This window comes from Caulobacter sp. ErkDOM-E (assembly GCF_048541895.1).
Lineage (GTDB): Bacteria > Pseudomonadota > Alphaproteobacteria > Caulobacterales > Caulobacteraceae > Caulobacter.
The window spans coordinates 179,298-200,112 of sequence record NZ_CP183331.1 but is presented as its reverse complement, the minus strand read 5'-3'; the positions used below and the strand labels follow the sequence as shown (position 1 = coordinate 200,112).

General features: G+C 66.5%; 20 protein-coding genes and 1 pseudogene. 11 read left to right on the top strand and 10 right to left on the bottom strand.

Annotation, left to right across the window (positions count from 1 at the left end; genetic code table 11):
• Positions 1–106: 106 nt before the first annotated feature.
• The 3 genes from ACN2C7_RS01030 to ACN2C7_RS01020 form a co-directional block, all read right to left on the bottom strand.
• Complete coding sequence (locus ACN2C7_RS01030; RefSeq protein WP_419319341.1) at positions 107–1,645, bottom strand: hypothetical protein; 1,539 nt, start codon at positions 1,643–1,645, stop codon at positions 107–109.
• Complete coding sequence (locus tag ACN2C7_RS01025; protein ID WP_419319340.1) at positions 1,632–2,333, bottom strand: hypothetical protein; 702 nt, start codon at positions 2,331–2,333, stop codon at positions 1,632–1,634. The genes ACN2C7_RS01030 and ACN2C7_RS01025 overlap by 14 nt, the downstream gene beginning before the upstream one ends.
• Positions 2,334–2,428: 95 nt before the next feature.
• The gene (locus ACN2C7_RS01020; protein WP_419319339.1) at positions 2,429–3,064 is read right to left on the bottom strand and encodes a TetR/AcrR family transcriptional regulator; all 636 of its coding nucleotides are present in this window, start codon (positions 3,062–3,064) and stop codon (positions 2,429–2,431) included.
• Between the two features lie 117 nt (positions 3,065–3,181).
• Here ACN2C7_RS01020 and ACN2C7_RS01015 point away from each other — a divergent pair, with 117 nt between their 5' ends.
• On the top strand, positions 3,182–4,600 hold the full coding sequence (locus ACN2C7_RS01015) for an oxygenase MpaB family protein (protein WP_419319338.1): 1,419 nt from the start codon (positions 3,182–3,184) through the stop codon (positions 4,598–4,600).
• 39 nt (positions 4,601–4,639) lie between these two features.
• A pseudogene (locus ACN2C7_RS01010) lies at positions 4,640–4,824 on the top strand (hypothetical protein); the annotation flags it as partial.
• A gap of 683 nt (positions 4,825–5,507) precedes the next feature.
• On the opposite strand, the gene dnaQ reads toward ACN2C7_RS01010, so the two are convergent.
• Genes dnaQ through ACN2C7_RS00985 form a run of 5 tightly spaced genes read right to left on the bottom strand, consistent with a single transcriptional unit; the run spans position 5,508 to position 9,213 of the window.
• Entirely contained in the window at positions 5,508–6,221 is a 714-nt protein-coding gene (gene dnaQ, locus ACN2C7_RS01005) for a DNA polymerase III subunit epsilon (protein ID WP_419319337.1), read from the bottom strand.
• A 36-nt stretch (positions 6,222–6,257) separates the two neighbouring features.
• Positions 6,258–6,851 carry a dephospho-CoA kinase gene (gene coaE / locus ACN2C7_RS01000; protein ID WP_419319336.1) on the bottom strand — a complete coding sequence of 198 codons (594 nt, stop codon included), beginning with the start codon at positions 6,849–6,851 and terminating at the stop codon, positions 6,258–6,260.
• Between the two features lie 3 nt (positions 6,852–6,854).
• A complete protein-coding gene (gene aroE, locus ACN2C7_RS00995; RefSeq protein WP_419319335.1) occupies positions 6,855–7,712 on the bottom strand; it encodes a shikimate dehydrogenase in 858 nt (285 codons plus the stop codon).
• Positions 7,709–8,308: a Maf family protein gene (locus ACN2C7_RS00990; RefSeq protein WP_419319334.1), complete on the bottom strand. Its 600-nt coding sequence runs from the start codon at positions 8,306–8,308 to the stop codon at positions 7,709–7,711. Before ACN2C7_RS00990 ends, aroE begins: the two co-directional genes overlap by 4 nt.
• Positions 8,305–9,213 (bottom strand): pyruvate, water dikinase regulatory protein, encoded by a 909-nt coding sequence (locus ACN2C7_RS00985; protein ID WP_419319333.1) that lies wholly within the window; start codon positions 9,211–9,213, stop codon positions 8,305–8,307. Before ACN2C7_RS00985 ends, ACN2C7_RS00990 begins: the two co-directional genes overlap by 4 nt.
• Before the next feature lie 434 nt (positions 9,214–9,647).
• On the opposite strand from ACN2C7_RS00985, the gene hemE reads away from it, so the two are divergent.
• The 4 genes from hemE (at position 9,648) to rho (ending at position 13,866) form a co-directional block, all read left to right on the top strand.
• Positions 9,648–10,688 carry a uroporphyrinogen decarboxylase gene (gene hemE, locus ACN2C7_RS00980; RefSeq protein ID WP_419321515.1) on the top strand — a complete coding sequence of 347 codons (1,041 nt, stop codon included), beginning with the start codon at positions 9,648–9,650 and terminating at the stop codon, positions 10,686–10,688.
• Positions 10,685–11,728 carry a ferrochelatase gene (gene hemH / locus ACN2C7_RS00975; RefSeq protein WP_419319332.1) on the top strand — a complete coding sequence of 348 codons (1,044 nt, stop codon included), beginning with the start codon at positions 10,685–10,687 and terminating at the stop codon, positions 11,726–11,728. The genes hemE and hemH overlap by 4 nt, the downstream gene beginning before the upstream one ends.
• Positions 11,725–12,192: a CopD family protein gene (locus ACN2C7_RS00970; RefSeq protein WP_419319331.1), complete on the top strand. Its 468-nt coding sequence runs from the start codon at positions 11,725–11,727 to the stop codon at positions 12,190–12,192. The genes hemH and ACN2C7_RS00970 overlap by 4 nt, the downstream gene beginning before the upstream one ends.
• A 264-nt stretch (positions 12,193–12,456) precedes the next feature.
• Positions 12,457–13,866, top strand: a complete 1,410-nt coding sequence (gene rho / locus ACN2C7_RS00965; RefSeq protein WP_419319330.1) for a transcription termination factor Rho — start codon at positions 12,457–12,459, stop codon at positions 13,864–13,866.
• Positions 13,867–13,947: 81 nt separating this feature from the next.
• Here the strand turns inward: rho and ACN2C7_RS00960 are convergent, their stop codons facing one another.
• Positions 13,948–14,913 carry a quinone oxidoreductase family protein gene (locus tag ACN2C7_RS00960; RefSeq protein ID WP_419319329.1) on the bottom strand — a complete coding sequence of 322 codons (966 nt, stop codon included), beginning with the start codon at positions 14,911–14,913 and terminating at the stop codon, positions 13,948–13,950.
• Positions 14,914–14,917: 4 nt separating this feature from the next.
• Positions 14,918–15,613, bottom strand: a complete 696-nt coding sequence (locus tag ACN2C7_RS00955) for a dienelactone hydrolase family protein (RefSeq protein ID WP_419319328.1) — start codon at positions 15,611–15,613, stop codon at positions 14,918–14,920.
• A gap of 109 nt (positions 15,614–15,722) precedes the next feature.
• On the opposite strand from ACN2C7_RS00955, the gene ACN2C7_RS00950 reads away from it, so the two are divergent.
• The 5 genes from ACN2C7_RS00950 to ACN2C7_RS00930 all read left to right on the top strand — a co-directional run bounded on the left by ACN2C7_RS00950 (position 15,723) and on the right by ACN2C7_RS00930 (position 20,787).
• Positions 15,723–15,968 (top strand): DUF6489 family protein, encoded by a 246-nt coding sequence (locus ACN2C7_RS00950; RefSeq protein WP_419319327.1) that lies wholly within the window; start codon positions 15,723–15,725, stop codon positions 15,966–15,968.
• Positions 15,968–17,311: a tRNA uridine-5-carboxymethylaminomethyl(34) synthesis GTPase MnmE gene (mnmE, locus tag ACN2C7_RS00945; protein WP_419319326.1), complete on the top strand. Its 1,344-nt coding sequence runs from the start codon at positions 15,968–15,970 to the stop codon at positions 17,309–17,311. The genes ACN2C7_RS00950 and mnmE overlap by 1 nt, the downstream gene beginning before the upstream one ends.
• Positions 17,312–17,479: 168 nt before the next feature.
• Positions 17,480–19,333, top strand: coding sequence for a tRNA uridine-5-carboxymethylaminomethyl(34) synthesis enzyme MnmG (gene mnmG, locus ACN2C7_RS00940; protein ID WP_419319325.1), 1,854 nt, complete (start codon positions 17,480–17,482; stop codon positions 19,331–19,333).
• Entirely contained in the window at positions 19,323–19,985 is a 663-nt protein-coding gene (gene rsmG / locus ACN2C7_RS00935; RefSeq protein ID WP_419319324.1) for a 16S rRNA (guanine(527)-N(7))-methyltransferase RsmG, read from the top strand. The genes mnmG and rsmG overlap by 11 nt, the downstream gene beginning before the upstream one ends.
• Entirely contained in the window at positions 19,975–20,787 is an 813-nt protein-coding gene (locus ACN2C7_RS00930; RefSeq protein WP_419319323.1) for a ParA family protein, read from the top strand. The genes rsmG and ACN2C7_RS00930 overlap by 11 nt, the downstream gene beginning before the upstream one ends.
• Positions 20,788–20,815 lie beyond the last annotated feature (28 nt).

The following is a 20,815-nucleotide window of genomic DNA, read 5'->3' as shown; positions in this document are numbered from 1 at the left end:
ATCCGGAACGGGAGGCGATCGGGGAGGAAGGCCTGAACGATGGGCCGGCTGGTGGCGAATGGGAACGCCCCAGCGACCACGCGCCGGTGACGGCGGATCTGAGGGTCTAAAGGCGCCCGTCGAAAGGACTTCCGGCGAACGCGTTCCGGAAACCTTCCCCCAGCTTGAGGGTCTTCTGGTCGGTTGGCGGACGCTCGCGCGCAAGGCTCTGCACGATCTCGACGGCCTCGGCGATGACGGGATTCCAGTCGCGCGGACGCGCCTGCCGGATCAGATGAACCGAGGCGTACCAGGGCAGGCTGGAGCCACTCTTCATGTAACGCCACTCGGCGTTCTGGGGCAGCAGCGCGATGCAGGGCTTGCCCATGGCGCCGGCCAGATGGACCGTCGCGTTCTGGACCGAAATCACAAGATCGAGGGTCCCGATCAGGTCGGCGAAGTCCTGAAAGTCCAGCAGGTCTTCCGGCGGAAAGTGGCGAATGGGCGAGGCCAGGGTGGCGTTCACCTGTTCGATCTCGGCGGTGACGTCGCCATACTGAAGGCTGACAATCTGGCAGTCCGGCAAGTCAAGCAGGCCGCGCAGGGCTTCCAGCTCGACAGACCGTTCCGCTCGCCCGGTCTGCGGGACCCCGCCGCGCCACGAGATGCCCACCCTCAGGCCGGCGGGACGTTCACCCAGCCGCGTCGCCCAATGTGAAACCCCGGCCGGCTGCGCCTTGAGATAGGGACGCGCAGGAAAGTCGGCCGCGACCCTGCGAAAGGCCGCCCCGAGGCTGCTCATCGCGAGCAGAACGTCCACAGCCCCGCTGTCGATCTGCGCGCCACTCGGATGAACGAACGATACGCCCGGGAAAGCGTTCTGCAGCACAGACATCAGGCGCGGCTCGCACAGACAGACGATGCTCCTGGCCACAAGCTGAAGGTCCGCGATCATGCTGGCGAACATCACCTGGTCGCCAATGCCCTGGTCACCCATCAGCAGCACGCGCTTGCCGACAAGGTCCGCGATCGTCGGGGCGGTCTTCAGCAGCGGAACAAGGGCCATCGGAACGACGCCGCGGGTCTGGGCAAGGTCGTCCGATCGCCAGCGCGCCTCGTAGTCGGGCCAACCCAGGGCGAAATCGCCGTTGGCCAGCCTGAGAAGTCCGCGTTCGTATAGCGGGACGGTCGAGTCCGGCCGCAAGAGGGCTGCCTGATCGAAACAGGCCAGGGCCTGTTCGCTTTCGCCCAGCACGCGATGCATCTTGCCCAGGCGCACCAGGGTGTCGAAGGCGACGGTGTCGTCCTGCAGGGCCTCTGCATAGGCTTCGATCGCCTCCCGCTGGCGGCCGGAATTGGCCAGGGAGTCGCCGCGCAACTGCCACGCCGCGCCGAAAGCCGCGTTTGTGGCCAGCGCTGTGTCGGCTATGGCCAGGGCGTCATCGTAGCGGCCTTGCAGCTGGAGAATCCGGCCCAGGATCCAGAGGGGCTGGGGCGCCGCTGGAGCGAAACGATGGGCTTTACGCGCCAGGGTCTCGGCTTCCTGGACCTGACCGGCGGCCTCCAACTGGCTCGCGAGGGCGAGGAGGGCTTCCAGGTCCCGCGGGTTCTTCAGCAGGCGACGGCGCAGCAGATTGGCGGCCTTGCGCGGATCAGCCTCCGGCATCGGACCTCGCGACGCTCACGGTGCGGGCCAGGGCCTCGCGCCATTCGTCGGCATAGTCGCAATCAGCGTATTCCGCAAAATAGGGCCCGCCACGCGTGAAGTGCGCGATCTTCGCTGTCGGACTGTGCGGGTATTCGCCCACCAGCCAGTTCCATTCCAGAGGCAAGGCTCCGATCTGCGCGTCGCTTTCCAGCCAGCGGAACTGGTGCAGGTCCAGGCCGCTGGCGGTGTTGACATAGTCGGGGGTCAGGGCCTGGCAGCGCGCGTTGTTGAACAGGACCACGCTGGACCAGTTCTTCTTGGAATAGGGCAGTTGCACGTTGCCGAGAAACTTCTCGCGGTCGCGGGGCTCGTATTCGTGCTGCGCCACGATCACCGCGAAACGATCATCGGCCAGGGCGAAAAGCTCGGCGATATCGGCCCTCACCAGCATGTCGCAGTCCATGAACAGCGACCAGCCCTCGTAGCCTGACAGATAAGGGGTCAGGAACCGGCTGAACGAAAAATCGGTGGATTGCTGCCTTATGCGGGGCCTGTCGTGTAGCCGACCCAGCGTCGACAGCGCGATCGGCACGATCCGGATCGGGCGGGACGCGTGATCGACAAGGCTCTGGCAGAGGGCGTGATAGGCGACGCGCTCGGCGACGTCGTAACCGATATAGATGTCCAGCGTGGGGGGAGGTGACAACCGAGGCTCCAGGCGCGGCGCTGCGGGCAAGGTCTTCCCGAAACGGAGCTAACCTTTTAGCGCCGGCGAACAAAACACCAAGATGATTTGGCTCCCTAAGGACGGAAGGCTCCGGATTGGGCCGGGCCACCACCCCTCCGCCGAACGATCAACGCTGACAGATAGCTCTCCATCAGCAGCACGAACTCGTCCTCCAGCGCGGCCGGCGACAGGTTGAGATCGGGTTCGGCCGCAGCGGCGCGCAGCAAGCCGGCCACCGCATGGGTCAGGACGAACAGGGACTCCGGCGAAAGGTCGAGGTTCAGTTCGGCCCGGCCGCCGATCGCCGCCAGGAAGGCCTGGTGGTGATGGGCCATCACCGCGTCGCCGCCGCGATCGAACAGGGCGTCCAGCAGCACCTTGCGGGTTTCGGGCGAGCCCTCGAAGGTGGTCATCAGGGCCTGGACGATCGGCCGGACGCTGCCCAGTTGCGGGGCCGCGATCAGGGTCTGGGCGATCTTGCCGCGCGCGGCCTCTGCCCGGCGCTGGGCCATGGCCGCCAGGATCTCGGCCTTGCCGCCGAAATACTGATACAGGGTGCCGATGCTGACCCCGGCCCGCTGGGCGATGTGGTTGGTGGTCAGGCTCTCCAGACCGCCGGCCTCCAGAAGTTGAAAGGTCGCGTCGAAGATCGCCTCGACCGTGGCCTCGGCCCGGGCCTGACGGGGCGTTCTCCTAGACTTTTCCGTCACTTGCCGGCTTCCTTCGCGCGACGACCGCTCGCCGGGCAAGGCGAGTAGAAACATGAGCAATGCTTACATAACCTGACATCTTGGGCGAGGGGCCATCCGTCGCAAGGGATTTCGAGCATGAACGGCACGATCGAACAGGTCCGCGCCCGGGTCGCCGACCAGAAGACCCGACAGCCGGAACTCTATGGCGACATCGACTTCACCGTGACGCCCGAGCGGTTCACCCAAGATCCCGCCGACAGCATCGCGCCGCGCACCGTCAAGGGCGCCGAGCCGACGGCGGAACACTTCGATCTGGTCCGGGCCTACACCCTGCTGGGCGACCGGGTGGCCGACGCCTATGCCGGCCTGATGCCGCAGCACGGCTTCCGGGGCCTGATCGCCATGTTGACCAAGGCCTGTGACGAGGGACTGGAGGCCGTGCCCGACGCCCCGCCCGAACTGGTCGCCTTCATCCGCAACATGGAGCAGGTTCCCGACTGGGTCGACATGGATCTGGTGCGCGAGGGCGCGCGGCTGGACCGCAACGCCGCCGCCAACCTGTCGCCCTTCGCCATCCGGGGGGCGTTCGTCGCCACCTTCATGAACAAGTATGCGGCCCTGCCCATGGCCCTGACCGGAACCCTGGGCCACGAGACCGCTGCGCGGCGGGTCAATGAAACCGCCAGCTTCTTCACCACCACCCTGTTGCCCGACGCTCTGGAGCGGCATGGCGCCGGCTTCAAGGCCGCGGCCATGGTGCGGCTGATGCATTCGATGGTGCGGTTCAACGCCCTGCGTCGGCCCGGCGCCTGGGATTCGAAGGTGTACGGCGTGCCGATCCCGCAGGTCGACCAGATGCCGGCCGGCCTGATCCCGATCTTCCTGCTCAGCTACAAGCTGCTGGCCCGGGGTCGCACCACCTTCACCCCGGCCGAGCGGGCCCGGGTCGAGCTGAGCCGTTACCGCTGCTACCTGCTGGGCCTGCCCGAGGACCTGCTGGCCGACACGCCGGTCGGCGTGGTCCAGACCATGACCGCCCGCAACCAGACCCTGCGCCGGGGCTTTGACGACGAAACCTGCGGCGCCCTGGTCAGGGCCACCCTGGCGGCCTATCTGCCGCCCGACCGCTCGTGGCGCAATCGCCTGTTCGACACGGTCGAGCGCGGCTTCGCCAAGGTGTTCTTCCTGCGCCAGTTCATGGGCGGCGACGTCGGCGCCGCTGAGCGGATGGGGGTGCGCATCACGGCCGGCGACCGCGCCCTGTTCCTGCTGGTCGCCGCGATCGTCACCAGCCGGATGGCGGCCTATGACCTGGCGCTGAAGATCCCGGGCCTGCGGGGTCTGGTCGACCGCGACCTGGTCGCTCAGCTGCGCCGGCACCTGGTTCGCTATGGCCATGCCGAGTTCACCACCGATGCGGCGCAGTACCGGCCAACCACAGGCGGCCAGCGCGAAACCGCGCTTCCAAAGGGCGATGGCGCAGCGCGCCCCGGCCAAGGCGCGGATGGAGGGGTGACACCCTTCGGCGCGAAGGTAGGCGAGGCGCGCCGATAGGTCCTCCCCTTGATGGGGGAGACGATCACGAAGTGATCTGTGGGGGGCGGGAGCCCTTCCAATAGAACACCGTCATTCCCGCCCTTGTGGCGGGAACCTCTCGTACCGCCGCAGGTGCGGGAGGGGCGAAGTGCGCGCGCACTTCGCTTGCGCCTCACGTGAGAGCTGAACCAGGGGTTCCCGCCACAAGGGCGGGAATGACGGAGGTATGGGGATGGAGGGCGCTCAATCCCCGTTCTTTCCAGAACAAACTCCAGCCAGATCAACCGCTTGTAAAATAGTTGATCGCGCCAATCCTCGGCGCTCAAACCCACTGCATAATCATAGCTGTCCCTGTCGCAGGGGGAGGCGCCTGGATCCGGCCCAACAGCGGCGATGGGGATGGAGCTGAGCGGGGCCGCGCGGTCACGCGGCGAGGACGAAGGTGGTCTGTTCGTTGGATAGATCCGGGACCACCGGAGGGCTCGTCGGAGAGACAGCGCGGAGCAACAGGGCGAGGGATCGTAAACCCGCCTATCGCGCATCGTCGGGGGTTGAGACGGTTAGCCGATCGACCTTGGTGCGCGCCCGTACGGGGGCTCTTGGGTATCAGAGCTGAAAGACGCTCGCTTGGCCCAATCCTCACGCAAGAACAGCTTCTGCGAAGCGGACAGGTCGAGCCGAAACGCACAAACAACATCACGGTCATCCGGGTTCGCCCCGGCCGCTTCGCGCCTCCCCACCTAACTCAGCGAGTATTCGCGTGAGGCTACGAGCCCGTGTCCGCCAGACTTGCCCCCTACGGGTCGCTTCGCGACCGTCTTCCCCCGCAGGGGGAAGATGAACCGCGCCGACCTCATCTTCCCCCTACGGGGGAGGACGACCTGCGCAGCAGGTCAGGAGGGGGCAAGTTCAGCCCCAGGAGCGATCAGCTTTGCAGCTCAACCAGGCCCAGCTTCACCCACACGGCCTTGTCCTTCAGCGTCGACTGGATCCATTCGACATGCACCGCACGCTCGGCCTCGGTCGAGCGGGGCGGCAGCGGCCGGGGGCGGACGCCATAGGCGCCGGCTTGCAGCTGGCCGGCCATGACTTCGGTGACCACCGCCGTCAGTTCCAGAGCGCGTTCCTTGCCGCCCTGCAGTTCCAGATAGACCTCGGCCAGCAGGTGAGCGTCGATCAGCGCCCCATGCTTGTCGCGGCTTTCAAGGCTGATCTTGTAGCGTTTACACAGGGCGTCGAGCGAATTGTACATGCCCGGAAAGCGCTTCTTGGCCATGGCCAGGGTATCGACCCAGCGGGCCTCGGGCAGGGCGGGCCGGCCGCACTTTTCCAGCTCGAAATTGACGAAGCTTCGGTCGAAGGCGGCGTTGTGGGCCACAACGACGGAGTCGCCGACGAACTCCAGGAACTTGTCGGCGATGGCCTCGAACCGCGGCTTGCCGGTCAGAAACTCGATCGACAGGCCGTGAACCTTCTGGGCCTCGGCCGGCATATCGCGCAGCGGGTCGCAATATTCATGGAACGAGCGGCCGGTCGGCATGAAGTCGACCACCTCGATACAGCCGATTTCGACCAAGCGGTCGCCGGTCTTCGGATCAAAACCGGTGGTTTCGGTGTCGAGGATGATTTCCCGGGCCATGCCGATTCAATGGGCCGGTTCGGCGGCCCCTTCAAGTCACGCAGGTTGTCGCAGGGTCGCCAGGATCTTACGAACCTGTTGATGGGCGTGCTCCAGCCCCTGGCCGGTGTCGATCACGAAGTCGGCGCGAGCCCGCTTTTCGGCGTCGGGCAGCTGGCGGGCCAGGATGGCGTCCAGCTTGGCCGCGTCCATGCCGGGCCGGGCCAGGACGCGCTGGCGCTGGACCTCGGCCGGGGCCGAGACGACCACCACCTTGTGAACCCGCTTGTCGCCGCCGGTCTCGTACAGCAGGGGCACGTCCAGCACGACGATGTCCTTGCCGTCAGCCGCCGCCTTTTCGAAAAAGCCGATCCGGTCGGCGCCGACCAGCGGATGGACGATGGCCTCCAGCCTCTTCAGGGCTTCGGGGTCGCCCATCACGACGGCGCTCAGCCGGGTCCGGTCGATGGCCCCGTCAACCACCACGCCGGGAAAGGCCGCCTCGACCGGGGCCACGGCCGCGCCGCCGACCGCGTAGAGCGCATGCACGGCGCCGTCGGAATCATAGACGGGTACGCCCTCCGCCTCGAACATCGCCGAGGTGGTCGACTTGCCCATGCCGATGGAGCCGGTAAGGCCGATGATGATCATGGTTCAGGCCTCGCCCAGCAGGTTGAGCGCCAGGCCTCGCACGTCGACCGACGCCGGCGGGGCCTGGCCATAAAAGGCTTCGAAGGACGGGACGGCCTGGCGCAACAGCATTTCCAGGCCATCCACCGTGCGCCGGCCCAGGGCGTCGGCGCGCTGCAGAAATTCGGTGCGCAGCGGCTTGTAGACCATGTCCATCACCACCGCGTCGGCGGGGGTCAGGTCCAGGGGCGCCGCTGGACCCTCGCCGCCGCCCAGGCCCAGCGAGGTGGCGTTGATGATCAGACCCGCGTCGGCCAGCAGATCGGGCAGGGCGGCTTCATCAGCGGCGATCACCCTGGCGCCGAACGCCGTGGCCAGCCCTTCGGCCCGGGCCAGGGTGCGGTTGACGATCCGCACCTGCGGCGCGCCCGCCAGCAGCAGGGCCGCGACCGCGCCCCGCGCCGCGCCGCCGGCGCCCAGGATCACGACCGGCGCCGCAGTGACATCGAAGCCCGGCGCCTGGGCGGCGATGGCGGCCAACAAGCCAGGGCCGTCGGTATTGTCGGCCCGGATCGTTCCGTCAGCCTCGAAGATCAGCAGGTTGGCGGCGCCGGCCATGCGGGCCAGGTCGCTGGCGGTGTCGGCCGCCGCCAGGGCGCGTTCCTTGAAGGGAATGGTGACGTTCAGGCCGCGAATGGCTCCGCCGCGCAGGCCGTCAACGAAGGCTTCAAAGCGTTCCTCGATCGGGGCGAAGGGCACATAAGTCGCGTCGAGGCCGGCGGCCGCGATCCAGGCATTGTGGATCACCGGGCTCATCGAGTGCTTGACCGGCGCGCCGCAGACGCCGGCGACGACCGCCGCGCCGGTGAGGGTCGAACTCATGCCTCGAGGGCTCCATGAAGACGCAGGAAGTCCAGCAGCCCCACCAGCGGCAGGCCCAGGATGGTGAAATAGTCGCCGTCAATGGCGTCGAACAGCTGCACGCCTTCGCTTTCCAGCTCGTAGCAGCCGACGCAGTGCAGGATGTGCTCGCCGCGCCGCTCCAGATAGCCGTCCAGCCAGGCGTCGCTGAACGAACGGACGGAAAGCTTGGCGCTCTGCACCACCCGCCAGATCGGCTTGCCGTCGCGAGCGACGACCACGGCCGAATGCAGCTTGTGGGTCTGGCCGCGCAGCTCCAGCAGCAGGGCGCGGGCCTGGTCCAGGGTCTCGACCTTGTCGATCAGCCGGCCGGCGAAATCCAGGGTCTGGTCGGCGCCGATCACCAGGCCCGGCCACTTGGTCGAAACCTTGACCGCCTTCAGCTCGGCCAGGGCGTCAGCGACTTCGCGAGGGCTGGCGCCTTCGGCCAGCAGCCCGGCCTTGGTCGCCTCTTCGTCCACACCCGCGACAACCGCTTCGAACGCGATGCCGGCATTGCGCAGGATCGCCTGGCGGGCCGAACTCTTCGAGGCGAGGGTGACCGGGGTGCGGCTCATCCCAGAACCTCGACCTGGCCGCGTCCGCCTGACAAGAGGTTGATGATCGCCGCCGCCGTTTCTTCCACCGAGCGGCGGGTCACGTCGATGATCGGCCAGCCCATCTTCTCGAACAGGCGGCGGGCGGCGATGATCTCGCTGCGCACCGCGTCGGTGTCGATATAGTCGCTCTCGCGGTTTTCCTTCAGCGACAGCAGCCGGTTGCGGCGGATCTGGATCAGCCGGTCGGGCGAGGTCATCAGGCCGACGATCAGGGTATTTTTCAGCTCGAACAGCTCGGTGGGCGGCGGGCGACCCGGGACCAGCGGCACATTGGCGGCCCGCACCCCGCGATGGGCCAGATAGATGCAGGTCGGGGTCTTGGACGTGCGCGACACGCCCACCAGGATGACGTCGGCCTGGGTCAGGTCCTGGCCGCCCTGGCCGTCATCGTGGGCGATGGCGTAGTCCAGCGCCTCGATGCGGTCGAAATAGTCGTTGTTGAGCGCGTGCTGCGCGCCCACCCGCGTGGAGATCCGCGCGCCCAGATAGCGCGACATGGCGCTGACTACGGGATCCAGGGCGGCGATGCAGGGCATTTCCAGCCGCCGGCAGCCTTCCTCCAGCGCCGAGCGCAGGTTGGGATCGATGATGGTGTGCATCACCACCCCCGGCGCGCCGGCGATCTCTTCCAGCGCCCGGTCCAGCTGACGGGTGGAGCGGACCAGGGCGTAGATGTGTTCGATCGGCAGGATGTCGGTGAAGCGGGCGCAGACGGCCCGGGCCATGGCGTTGAGGGTTTCACCGGTCGAATCCGACACCAGGTGGATATGGAAATAGGTCGCGAAGCGCGGCGCCGGGCGATCTTCGCCAAGCCCTCCGGCCGAAGCTTCCTGTGGATCATCCGTTAACGGTTGCTTAACCACTTGGCCTGCCTCTGGGGACGCGTGGGCGCCAAAGCCGTCCCGAAGCGTCATGTCATGGCGCCGCTGTGATCAACGGCCATATTGACCGCGTAACATCCCCAAGCCGAAGCCGCATCCCTGGATATTGGATCATCGCCATCCCATGTCCGGGGACGAATGGTTAACGAGGTCTGAAGGACGGCGAGGCGCGTTAAGAGTTCATTAAGGAACCTAAGGCCCTAGCCATCCATCCCCATGATTAACAGGGCGCCGTCCCCATGTGGGGGATCATGGGCATAAGGGAGGATGGCGTGTGAGCGGTGACGATGGCGGAGCGGTTTTCCCCAGTTCCCACTTGCCCTGCCTCTCCTGCTTCCAAACTTAAGATCTTATTAAGAAATGGAAGATTGGCCTTCGGACTTGAGCCCAAGGGCCGGACGGGATTTAAGGCCTGCATGAACGCCTCGAACCTGATCACCCCGACCCCGAAGCTGCTCTCGGTCCTCGCCGGACAGACCGCCGAACGCCCGCCCGTCTGGTTCATGCGGCAGGCGGGTCGCTATCTGCCGGAGTATCGGGCCGTTCGCGCCACGACGCCGGACTTCATCAGTTTCTGCTTCGATCCTGAAAAGGCCGCCGAGGTAACACTGCAGCCGATGCGGCGGTTCCCCTATGACGCGGCCATCGTGTTCGCCGATATCCTGCTGATCCCCGGGGCCCTGGGCCAGAAGGTCTGGTTCGAAGCCGGCGAGGGTCCGCGCCTGGGCGAAATGCCCTCCATCGAGTCGATGGCCGAGCTGGCCGCTGATGCGGGCGCCCGACTGTCGAACATCGGCGAGACCCTGCGCCGCGTCCGGGCCGCGCTGGACCCAGAAAAGGCGCTGATCGGTTTCGCCGGCGCGCCGTGGACCGTGGCGACCTACATGATCGAGGGCGGTTCCAGCGACCGGACCGGCGCACGGACCTACGCCTACCAGAACCCTGAAAAGCTTGATCAGCTGATCGCCGTACTGGTCGAGGCGACGATCGACTATCTGGTCATGCAGGTGAACGCCGGGGCCCAGGCCCTGAAGCTGTTCGAAAGCTGGGCCGAGGGACTGTCAGAGCCGCAGTTCGAACGTCTGGTCATCAAGCCTCACGTCGCCATCGTGCAGGGTTTGCGCGATCGGGGCGTGACCGTGCCGGTGATCGGCTTCCCTCGCGGCGCGGGCGCCCTGGTGGAAAACTATGCGTCGGTGGTGCCGGTGCAGGGCGTGGCCCTCGACACCCAGGTCAGCGCGGCGATGGGCCTTCGCATCCAGAAAATCAAGCCGATCCAGGGCGCGCTGGATCCCCTGCTGCTGCGAGCCGGCGGTGATGAGCTGCTGCGCCGGGTGGACCAGATGATCGAGCAGTGGGGGCAGGGCCCCTACATCTTCAATCTGGGTCACGGCATTCTGCCCGATACGCCGATCGCCCATGTCGAACAGGTTCTGGCCCGGGTGACCGTCAAATGACCGCCCGCAAGAAAATCGCCGTCGTCCTGTTCAATCTGGGCGGACCCGATGGGCCGGACGCCGTGCGTCCGTTCCTGTTCAACCTCTTTCGCGACAAGGCGATCATCGGCGCGCCGGCGATCATCCGCTATCCGATTGCGGCCCTGATCTCGACGACCCGGGAAAAGAGCGCTCAGGCCAATTATGCGATGATGGGCGGCGGCTCGCCCTTGCTGCCCGAAACCCAGAAGCAGGCTACCGCTCTGGAAGCCTCGCTGGCTGAGGCCATGCCAGAGGCCGAGACCAAGTGTTTCATCGCCATGCGCTACTGGAAGCCTTTGACCGAAGAGACGGCCAAGGCGGTCAAGGCCTGGGCCCCGGACGAGATTGTTCTGCTGCCGCTCTATCCGCACTTTTCAACCACGACGACCGGCTCGTCGGTCAAGGCGTGGAACAAGGCTTATCGCGGCCCGGGCAAGGCGCGGACGGTCTGTTGCTATCCCACCGACGACGCCCTGATCGAGGCGCATGCCCGCCTGATCCGCGAGGCCTATGACAAGGCCGGCAGCCCTAAGCCGGCGCGCCTTCTGTTCTCCGCCCATGGGCTGCCCGAGAAAGTCATTCTGGCCGGCGACCCCTACCAGAAACAGATCGAGGCCACGGCCGCCGCCGTCGCGGCCCGGCTGGGCGAGGGCTGGGACTGGAAGGTCAGCTATCAGAGCCGGGTCGGCCCGCTGAAATGGATCGGTCCCTCGACCGACGATGAGATCCGCGCCGCCAGCCAGCAGGGTCTGGCCCTGGTGGTGACGCCGATCGCCTTCGTCTCCGAGCATATCGAGACCCTGGTCGAGCTGGATCACGAATATCGCGAACTGGCGGTGGAAGCCGGCTGTCCGGCCTATATCCGCGTTCCGGCCCTGGGGATTGAGCCCGGCTTCATCGCGGGCCTGGCCCGGGCGGTAGTCGACGCCTTGCCCCGCGAGGGCGTGGCCCCGGCCTGCGCCTGGCGCTGCGCCGGTGACCGCAGCCAGTGTCCCCGCACGCAGGGAGCCGCAGCGTGATCGATTTTCTGGTCCAGAACTTCAACTTGGTGCGCGGCCTGCACATCATCGCGGTCATTGCGTGGATGGCGGGCATGCTGATGCTGCCGCGGATCTTCGTTTATCACATGAGCGCCGAGCCGGGCTCGAAGATGGACGCCACGTTCAAGCTGGCCGAAATGCGCATCCTGCGGATCATCATCAACCCTGCGATGATCCTGGCCACGTTCTTCGGCGTGCTGCTGATCCTGGCCGACAGCGCCATTCGCGGCTGGGATTTCCTGCTGCAGCCCTGGATGCTGACCAAGATCGCCGCCCTGCTGTTTCTGTTCGGCTGGCACGGCTTCATGGCCGGCGCCCGGCGCAAGTTCGCCAACGACCAGAACACGCGGTCAGAAAAGTTCTGGCGGATGACCAATGAACTGCCCTTCATCGCCGCGATCATCATCGTGCTGTCGGTGACGACCAAGTTCCTCAACCACTAGGTTGACGGGCGCGGCGCTTGACCGGCCCCTTCGCATGTGGTTCCCATCCCGTCAGGCTTGATGCGCTGCGTCAGGCCTGAACTCTCTCACGGACTGGCGCCCGTCCTGGCGCGCCCCCTGGAGCCTGGCTCCGAAGGTCCGTTCCCCAATCGATCCGCGTCGTCGTCATGGCGCGCTCGTCCGGTTTCCTGAACCTGGCGTGGAACTGAAATCCTTTCCGGCCGGATCGCCTCTCGCGGTCCGCGTCCCCGTTTGAGTCACAACATGACCGAAGACACCGAGAACGACGTTTCCGTTGAGGAAGCCGTCATCGACACCACCACCCCGGCCGAAGTCCCCGGCGCCGAGTCCGAAGAGGATGGCGGCGACGAAGGCTCCGAGATCAGCGCCGCCGTCGCGGCCCTGGGGCTGAAGACCATGTCCCTGCAGGAGCTGAAGGAGAAATCCCCGGCCGACCTGCTGGCGTTCGCCGAGACCTTCGAGGTCGAGAACGCCAACTCCATGCGCAAGCAGGACATGATGTTCGCGATCCTCAAGACCCTCGCCGAAGAAGGCGTGGAGATTTCGGGCTCTGGCACCATGGAAGTGCTGCAGGACGGCTTCGGCTTCCTGCGCTCGCCGGAAGCCAACTATCTGCCTGGTCCGGACGACATCTATGTCTCGCCCTCGCAGATCCGGAAGTATGGCCTGCGCACCGGCGACACCGTTGACGGCGCCATCCGCTCACCGCGGGAGGGCGAGCGCTACTTCGCCCTGACCGGCGTGGCCAAGATCAATTTCGAGGCGCCCGACAACGTCAAGCACAAGATCCACTTCGACAACCTGACGCCGCTCTATCCCGAAGAGCGCCTGAACATGGAACTGCCCGATCCGACCGTGAAGGATCGCTCGGGCCGGATCATCGACATCGTCGCCCCGCTCGGCAAGGGCCAGCGCTGCCTGATCGTCGCGCCGCCGCGCGTCGGCAAGACGGTGATGCTGCAGAATATCGCCAAGTCGATCGAGACCAACCATCCGGAAATCTACCTGATCGTCCTGCTGATCGACGAGCGCCCGGAAGAAGTCACCGACATGCAGCGCACGGTGAAGGGCGAGGTCATCGCCTCGACCTTCGACGAACCGGCGACCCGCCACGTGCAGGTGGCCGAGATGGTCATCGAAAAGGCCAAGCGCCTGGTCGAGCACAAGCGCGACGTCGTCATCCTGCTGGACTCGGTCACCCGTCTGGGCCGCGCCTACAACACCACCGTCCCGTCGTCGGGCAAGGTTCTGACCGGCGGTGTCGACGCCAACGCCCTGCAGCGTCCCAAGCGCTTCTTCGGCGCGGCGCGCAATGTGGAGGAGGGCGGTTCGCTGACCATCATCGCCACCGCCCTGATCGACACCGGCAGCCGCATGGACGAAGTGATCTTCGAAGAGTTCAAGGGCACCGGTAACTCGGAAATCATCCTGGACCGCAAGGTCGCCGACAAGCGCATCTTCCCGGCCATCGACGTGCTGAAGTCCGGCACCCGCAAGGAAGAGCTGATCACCCCGCGCGACCAGCTGCAGAAGACCTATGTGCTGCGCCGCATCCTCAACCCGATGGGCGCTTCGGACGCCATCGAGTTCCTGCTCGAGAAGATGCGTCAGTCCAAGACCAACGGCGACTTCTTCCAGTCGATGAACACCTGAGTCCGAACCGACTCACCGCCATACGGAAAAGCCCCGGGGATGACCCGGGGCTTTTTTGTGGGTCTGACCGGGTATGCGGCCCTACGGCAGCAGCAGGGTAGCGCCGGTCGTACGGCGACCTTCCAGCGCCTCGTGGGCGGCGCGCGCCTCGGCGAGCGGGAAGGTCTGGCCGATGTCAATCTTCACCGCGCCCGAAGCCAGCACCTCGAACAGCGCGGCGGCGCTTTCGTCGAGCTCCTCGGTCGTGACGATGTAGTCGAACAATTTCGGCCGGGTCACGAACAGCGACTTGCCCGCCAGCTCCAGCGGCGAGAACGGCGGGACTGGCCCTGAGGCATTGCCGAAGGTCGCCAGCATGCCGCGCCGCGCCAGGCTCTTGAGGCTGGCCGCGAAGGTGTCCTTGCCGACGCCGTCATAGACGACGGTCACGCCCTTGCCGCCGGTGATCTCTGCGACGCGCGCGGCGACGTCCTCGTGGTCGTAGAGGATCACGTGGTCGGCGCCGAGATCGCGGGCGATAGCGGCCTTGGCCTCCGACCCCACCGTGGCGATCACGGTCGCGCCCAGGCTCTTGCACCATTGGACCAGGATAGAGCCTACGCCGCCGGCGGCGGCATGGACCAGGACGACATCGGCGGGTTTCACGTGGAAACATCGGCGGACCAGGAACTCGGCCGTCATGCCCTTGAGCAGGACAGCGGCGGCAACCTCCAGGCTGACGCTGTCGGGAACCTTGACGGCGCGATCGGCCGCAACCACGGCCGCCTCGGCATAGGCCCCGAGCGAGCCATTATAGGCGACGCGATCGCCGACAGCGAAACGCATGACGCCGTCGCCAAGCGCCTCGACCACGCCAGCCGCTTCCAGTCCCAGCACGACCGGCATCTTCATCGGATACAGGCCGGAGCGGTGATAGGTGTCGATGAAGTTCAGACCCACCGCGTGGTGACGGACCAGGATCTGGCCCGGCCCCGGCGTCGGGACGGGCAGGTCAACGGCCTCGAGCACTTCGGGGCCGCCGGTGCGGACGGCTTGGATCGCCAGCATCGGCTCAGGCCAGGTTGGTTTGGAAGAAGGTCAGCGACCGGCCATTGGCCTTGGCCGCGTCGGCGGCGTCGTAGTGCGCGCCGCCTTCCCGAGCGAAGGCATGGTCGCGACCGGCATAGGTATGGATCTGGATCTGTGGATGATCCTTCAGGGCGGCCAGGATGACCTGCTGCGCCTCCGGCGGCACGAACTGGTCCTTCTCGGCGATGTGCATCAGCAGGGGGCGCGCCAGCTTGTCGGCCTCGCCCACGTGCTTTTCCAGCCCCACGCCGTAGTAGGAGACGCAGGCGTCGGCGTCCGTGCGGGTGGCGGTCAGGAAGGCCAGCAGACCGCCAAGGCAATAGCCGACGGCGCCGACCTTGCCCGATACGCCGGGCAGGGCGCGGACAGCGGCTATGGTGGCGGCGATGTCGGCGACGCCGGCGTCGACGTCGAACGCATTGAACAGTTCGAAGGCCCGCTTCCATTCGGCCTCCGACTGGTCGGTGATGTCGATACCGGGCTCGATCCGCCAGAACAGGTCGGGACAGATGGCCACGAAACCCTGGGCGGCCAGGCCGTCGCAGATGTCGCGCATGACCTTGTTGATGCCGAAGATCTCCTGGATGACCACCACGGCGGGCGCGCTCTCTGCCTGAGGCCGCGCCACATAGGCGGTGAAGGCGCCGTCAGGCGTGGTGATGGTGAGGGTCTCGCTCATCGGGGCTCTCCGTCGTATCGCGTCGATGTGACTTTCGACCAAAGCGCTCTAACGTGCCGCGTCGGGCCTGGCCCATAACAATATCGTGCCCTGACCTGAGGGAACCGCCATGAAGATGACCATCGAGATTGATTGCACCCCCGTGGAAGCCCGCACCTTTCTGGGCCTGCCCGATGTCAGCACGCTCAACGACCACCTGGTGAAAGAGATGCAGACACGCATGGACGCCAATATGGCCATGCTGGCGCCCGAAGAGCTGATGAAGAACTGGATGGCCTTCGGGGCCGGCGCCCAGGATCAGTTCCGCAAGCTGATGACGGCGGCGGCGGGCGCGGCGGTGGGCAAGCGCGACTGATGACGGATACGATCTTCGCCCTGGCCACAGCGGCCGGGCGCGCGGCTGTGGCCGTGGTGCGCGTGTCGGGTCCCCGCACGCGAAACATCGTGGCGGCGCTGGCTGGCAAGGTTCCGCCGCCGCGCCAGGCCGCGCTTCGTCGACTGAAGCATGAAGGCGTCGAGCTCGACGAGGCTCTGGTCATCGTCTTCCAGGGACCCGCCAGCTACACCGGCGAGGACGCTGTCGAGTTTCACGTGCATGGCGGCCGGGCCGTGGTCGAGGCCGTTCTGGAAGCGCTGGGCGCCCTGGGTCTGCGACTGGCCGAGCCTGGCGAGTTCACCCGTCGCGCTTTCGAGAACGGCAAGCTCGACCTGGCCCAGGCCGAGGGCGTCGCCGACCTGATCGACGCCGAGACCGAGGGTCAGCGGCGGCAAGCCCTGGGCCAGATCGGCGGAGCCCTGAGCCAGCGCTATGACCGTTGGCGCGATCTGCTGGTTCATGCCCTTGCCATGCTTGAGGCGGCTGTCGACTTCCCCGATGAAGACCTGCCAGAGGAGGTCGCGGCGCGCGCCCGGCCAGGGCTGGAGACCCTGAAAGCCGAAATCGACGCGGCCTTGGCGGATGTCTCCCGTGGCCGCCGCGTGCGGGATGGCTATCGCATCGCCTTGGTGGGCGCGCCCAATGCCGGCAAGAGCACCCTGCTGAACGGCCTGGTCGAGCGTGACGCGGCGATCGTCACGGCTACGCCCGGCACTACGCGCGACATCATCGAGGCCCCCTTGGTGCTGGGCGGCTACCGCGTGCTGCTGGCTGATACGGCGGGCCTCCGCGAGACGGGCGACGCCATCGAGGCCGAGGGGGTCCGCCGTGCGCGGGCTTGGGCCAGTGAGGCGGATTTGCGGATCTGGGTGGTCGACGGTTTCCACGTGAAACAGCCGGACGTGGAGGGGAGCGACCTCCTGACCTCCGGCGACTGGGCGGTGATCAACAAGATCGACATCGCGGATGGGCGCGCGGTTGCGGCAGCCAGGTCTGCCTTCGCCGCCCGCGATCTCACCGTTGAAACGCTGAGCGCCCATTCGGCGCAGGCGGTGGATCAACTCAGGGACAGGCTGACGTCCCACGTGGCGGCCGCGCTGTCAGGATCAGAGTTTCCAGCGGCCACCCGGCTGCGTCACGCCGAACGTCTGCGTGAGGCGCGGGGCTATCTGGATCGCGCCCTGTCGGATGTCGGTCTGGAGGTAGAACTGGCCGCCGAGGATGTGCGGCTGGCCGCGCGGGCTCTCGCCAAGATCACCGGCAGTATCGACTCAGAGGATGTTCTGGATCGTGTGTTCTCAAGCTTCTGTATCGGCAAGTAGAGTTCCACGTGAAACATGGACAGGTTATCCACAGGCTGACCACAGCTGTGCCATGAGTGTTTCACGTGAAACCTCCGGGACTCACGTCGACCTTTTCGCCTGAAGAGGGTATATGTGACTCCAGCGCCCCCGCCAGACCCGGGGGCGTTCGCATTGAGGCGCGTACCTTTGTCCAACACCTGGGATGTTATTGTCATCGGCGGCGGCCACGCCGGTTGCGAGGCGGCTAGCGCCGCAGCGCGCACGGGCGCTCGCACCCTGCTGCTGACCCACAAGCTTGAGACTATCGGCGAGATGTCCTGCAACCCGGCCATTGGTGGCCTGGGCAAGGGCCACCTGGTCCGCGAGATCGACGCCCTCGACGGCGTCATGGGCCGCATGGCCGACAAGGCCGGCATCCAGTTCAGGATGCTGAACCGCTCCAAGGGCCCCGCCGTGCGTGGCCCGCGTTCGCAGATCGATCGCCGGCTCTATCGCGAGGCCATGCAAGCCGAGCTGAACGCCACGTGCAACCTCGACATCATCGCCGCCGCCGCCGAGGACCTCATTGTCGAGGACGGCAAGGTCGCTGGCGTGATCGACGGGGCAGGGGTCGCCTATCACGCGCCGCGCGTTGTGCTGACCACAGGCACCTTCCTGAAGGGGTTGATCCATCTGGGCGAGACCCGCACCCCCGCCGGCCGGGTGGGCGACGCCCCGTCGATTGGCCTGTCGGATCGCCTCTATGGTCTCGACTTCCACATGGGACGTCTGAAGACCGGCACGCCCGCCCGTCTGGACGGCGCCACCATCGCCTGGGATCGCCTGGAGATGCAGGCGGCCGACGAAGAGCCCGTGCCGTTCTCCTTCCTGACCGACCGGATCACGGTCCCGCAGATCCAGTGTGGCGTCACGTGGACGACCCCTGAGACCCACCAGATCATCGCCGACCGCCTGGGTGAATCCGCCGTCTATGGCGGTCGCGCCACGGGGATCGGGCCGCGCTATTGTCCGTCGATCGAGGACAAGGTTGTCCGCTTCGCCGACAAATCCAGTCACCTGATCTTCCTCGAGCCTGAAGGCCTGGACGACACGACGGTCTATCCGAACGGCATCTCCACCTCGGTCTCCGAAGAGACCCAGTTGATGTTCCTGCGCACGATCCCGGGCCTGGAGCAGGTCGAGGTCAAGCGCTACGGCTACGCCATCGAATATGACTACGTGGATCCGCGCGAGCTGTTCCCGACCCTGGAGACCAAGCGCCTGCCGGGCCTGTATCTGGCCGGCCAGATCAACGGCACCACGGGCTATGAAGAAGCGGGGGCCCAGGGTCTTGTCGCCGGCCTCAACGCCGCTCTGGCGGCCAAGGGTCTGGAACCCGCCGTGTTCGCGCGGGACGAGGCCTATATCGGCGTGATGATCGACGATCTCGTCACCCGTGGCGTCACCGAGCCCTATCGCATGTTCACCAGCCGGGCCGAATTCCGCCTGACCCTGCGCGCTGACAATGCTGATCAGCGCCTGACCGATCGGGGCATCGCCCTGGGTGTGGTCGGGTCGGCGCGCGCGGAGGCCTGGTCCGACAAGAAGACCAAGCTGGAGACGGCCCGCGCCTTCGCCCGCTCCGTCAGCCTGACGCCACCTGAGGCGCTGAGAGCCGGTTTCAAGGTCAAGGAAGACGGCGAGCGTCGGAACATCTTCGCCATGCTGGCCTATCCCGAGGTGACCCTGGATCGCCTCGCCCAGGTGTGGCCCGAGGTTTCCACGTGGAACATGGCGGTGCGCGAGCAGATCGAGATCGAAGCGGCCTATGCCGGCTATCTCGACCGCCAGCGCGCCGACGCAGAATCCTTCCGCAAGGAGGAGGATCTGCGCCTGCCGGCTGATCTCGACTATCGCGCCGTTGGCAGCCTTTCCAACGAGGTCCGCGAGAAGCTGGCGCGGGTGAAGCCCCTGACCCTGGGCCAGGCCGCCCGTATCGAAGGCGTGACGCCCGGCGCGCTGACGGCGCTGCTGGCTCACGTGCGTCGCCATGCAGCCTGAGCCCGTTTTGACCCCCGACGCCGTGACCGAACCCGTGCTCGACGCGGCCGGCTACCAGGCCCTGACCGGCGTCACAGACAGCCAGCTGGCGGATCTGGCCCGCTACCAGGATCTGCTGGCCGAATGGAACGCGGTGATGAACCTCGTGGGTCCGGCGACCATCGCCACCTACTGGACGCGCCACGTGCTCGACAGCTCCCAGCTGCTGGAGATGGCCCCGGGTGCGAAAATCTGGGCAGACCTCGGCGCCGGCGCCGGTCTGCCCGGTATCGTTCTGGCCATACTTTTGAAAGACACACCGGGCGCCAAGGTTCACCTGGTCGAGAGCATGGCCAAGCGCTGCCGGTTCCTGACCGAGGTCGTTTCGGCCCTCGACCTGCCGGCCCAGGTGCACAATGCGCGGGCCGAAGAACTCAATCTCAAGGTCGAGGTGGTTACCGCCCGCGCCTGCGCGCCCATGACCAAGCTTCTGGGTTTTTCCTGGCCCTATCTGCACCGGGGCGCGCTTGGCCTGTTCCTGAAGGGACAGGATGTGGCAAGCGAGCTGGCCGAGGCCGAGAATGCTTGGAATTTCGAGGCCGAGCTGCGACCCAGCCAAAGCGACCCTCGCGGTCGCATCGTTCAAGTAAAGAGGCTTTCCCGTGTCCGCTAAGCCAACCCAGCCGCTCCGCGTGCTCGCCATCGCCAACCAGAAGGGCGGGGTGGGCAAGACGACGACGGCCATCAATCTGGGCACCGCCCTGGCGGCCTGCGGCGAACGCGTGCTGCTGATTGACGCCGATCCGCAGGGCAACTGCTCGACGGGCCTGGGCATTACCCGCCAGCAGCGCCGGACGACCCTGTATGACGTGCTGATGGGCGAGTCGCCGGTGATTGACGCCGCCGTGGCCACCAGCCTGCCGGGCCTGGACGTCGTACCGGCTGACGCCGACCTGTCGGGGGTCGAGCTGGAACTGGGTCAAGTGGCGCGCCGGTCCTACCGCCTGCGCGACGCCCTGGAGCCCCTGCGGGCCAATGGCCCCTATACCTATGTGCTGATCGACTGCCCGCCGTCGCTGAACGTGCTGACCGTCAACGCCATGACCGCGGCCGATGCCGTGTTCGTGCCCCTGCAGTGCGAGTTCTTCGCCTTGGAAGGCCTGACCCAGCTGATCCGCACCATCGAGCGGGTGCGCGGCAGCCTCAATCCGCACCTGGAGATCCAGGGCGTGGTCCTGACCATGTACGACAAGCGCAACAGCCTGTCGGAACAGGTGGCCAGGGATGTCCGCGCCCACTTTGGCGACAAGGTCTATGACGCGGTCATCCCGCGCAATGTGCGGGTCTCGGAGGCGCCGTCGTTCGGCAAGCCCGTCCTGCTCTACGATCTGAAATGCGCGGGCAGCCAGGCCTATCTGAAGCTGGCCCGTGAAGTGATCAGCCGCGAACGCGCCCGTCTGTCCCACGCCGCCTAAACCGAAGTAACAGTCGTCGATACGAGCT

Coding starts and splice junctions, on each gene's coding strand:
- ACN2C7_RS01030 (WP_419319341.1), bottom strand. CDS start 1,645: ATGCCGGAGGCTGATCCGCGCAAGGCCGCCAATCTGCTGCGCCGTCGC.
- ACN2C7_RS01015 (WP_419319338.1), top strand. CDS start 3,182: ATGAACGGCACGATCGAACAGGTCCGCGCCCGGGTCGCCGACCAGAAG.
- dnaQ (WP_419319337.1), bottom strand. CDS start 6,221: ATGGCCCGGGAAATCATCCTCGACACCGAAACCACCGGTTTTGATCCG.
- coaE (WP_419319336.1), bottom strand. CDS start 6,851: ATGATCATCATCGGCCTTACCGGCTCCATCGGCATGGGCAAGTCGACC.
- aroE (WP_419319335.1), bottom strand. CDS start 7,712: ATGAGTTCGACCCTCACCGGCGCGGCGGTCGTCGCCGGCGTCTGCGGC.
- ACN2C7_RS00990 (WP_419319334.1), bottom strand. CDS start 8,308: ATGAGCCGCACCCCGGTCACCCTCGCCTCGAAGAGTTCGGCCCGCCAG.
- hemE (WP_419321515.1), top strand. CDS start 9,648: ATGAACGCCTCGAACCTGATCACCCCGACCCCGAAGCTGCTCTCGGTC.
- hemH (WP_419319332.1), top strand. CDS start 10,685: ATGACCGCCCGCAAGAAAATCGCCGTCGTCCTGTTCAATCTGGGCGGA.
- rho (WP_419319330.1), top strand. CDS start 12,457: ATGACCGAAGACACCGAGAACGACGTTTCCGTTGAGGAAGCCGTCATC.
- ACN2C7_RS00960 (WP_419319329.1), bottom strand. CDS start 14,913: ATGCTGGCGATCCAAGCCGTCCGCACCGGCGGCCCCGAAGTGCTCGAG.
- ACN2C7_RS00955 (WP_419319328.1), bottom strand. CDS start 15,613: ATGAGCGAGACCCTCACCATCACCACGCCTGACGGCGCCTTCACCGCC.
- ACN2C7_RS00950 (WP_419319327.1), top strand. CDS start 15,723: ATGAAGATGACCATCGAGATTGATTGCACCCCCGTGGAAGCCCGCACC.
- mnmE (WP_419319326.1), top strand. CDS start 15,968: ATGACGGATACGATCTTCGCCCTGGCCACAGCGGCCGGGCGCGCGGCT.
- rsmG (WP_419319324.1), top strand. CDS start 19,323: ATGCAGCCTGAGCCCGTTTTGACCCCCGACGCCGTGACCGAACCCGTG.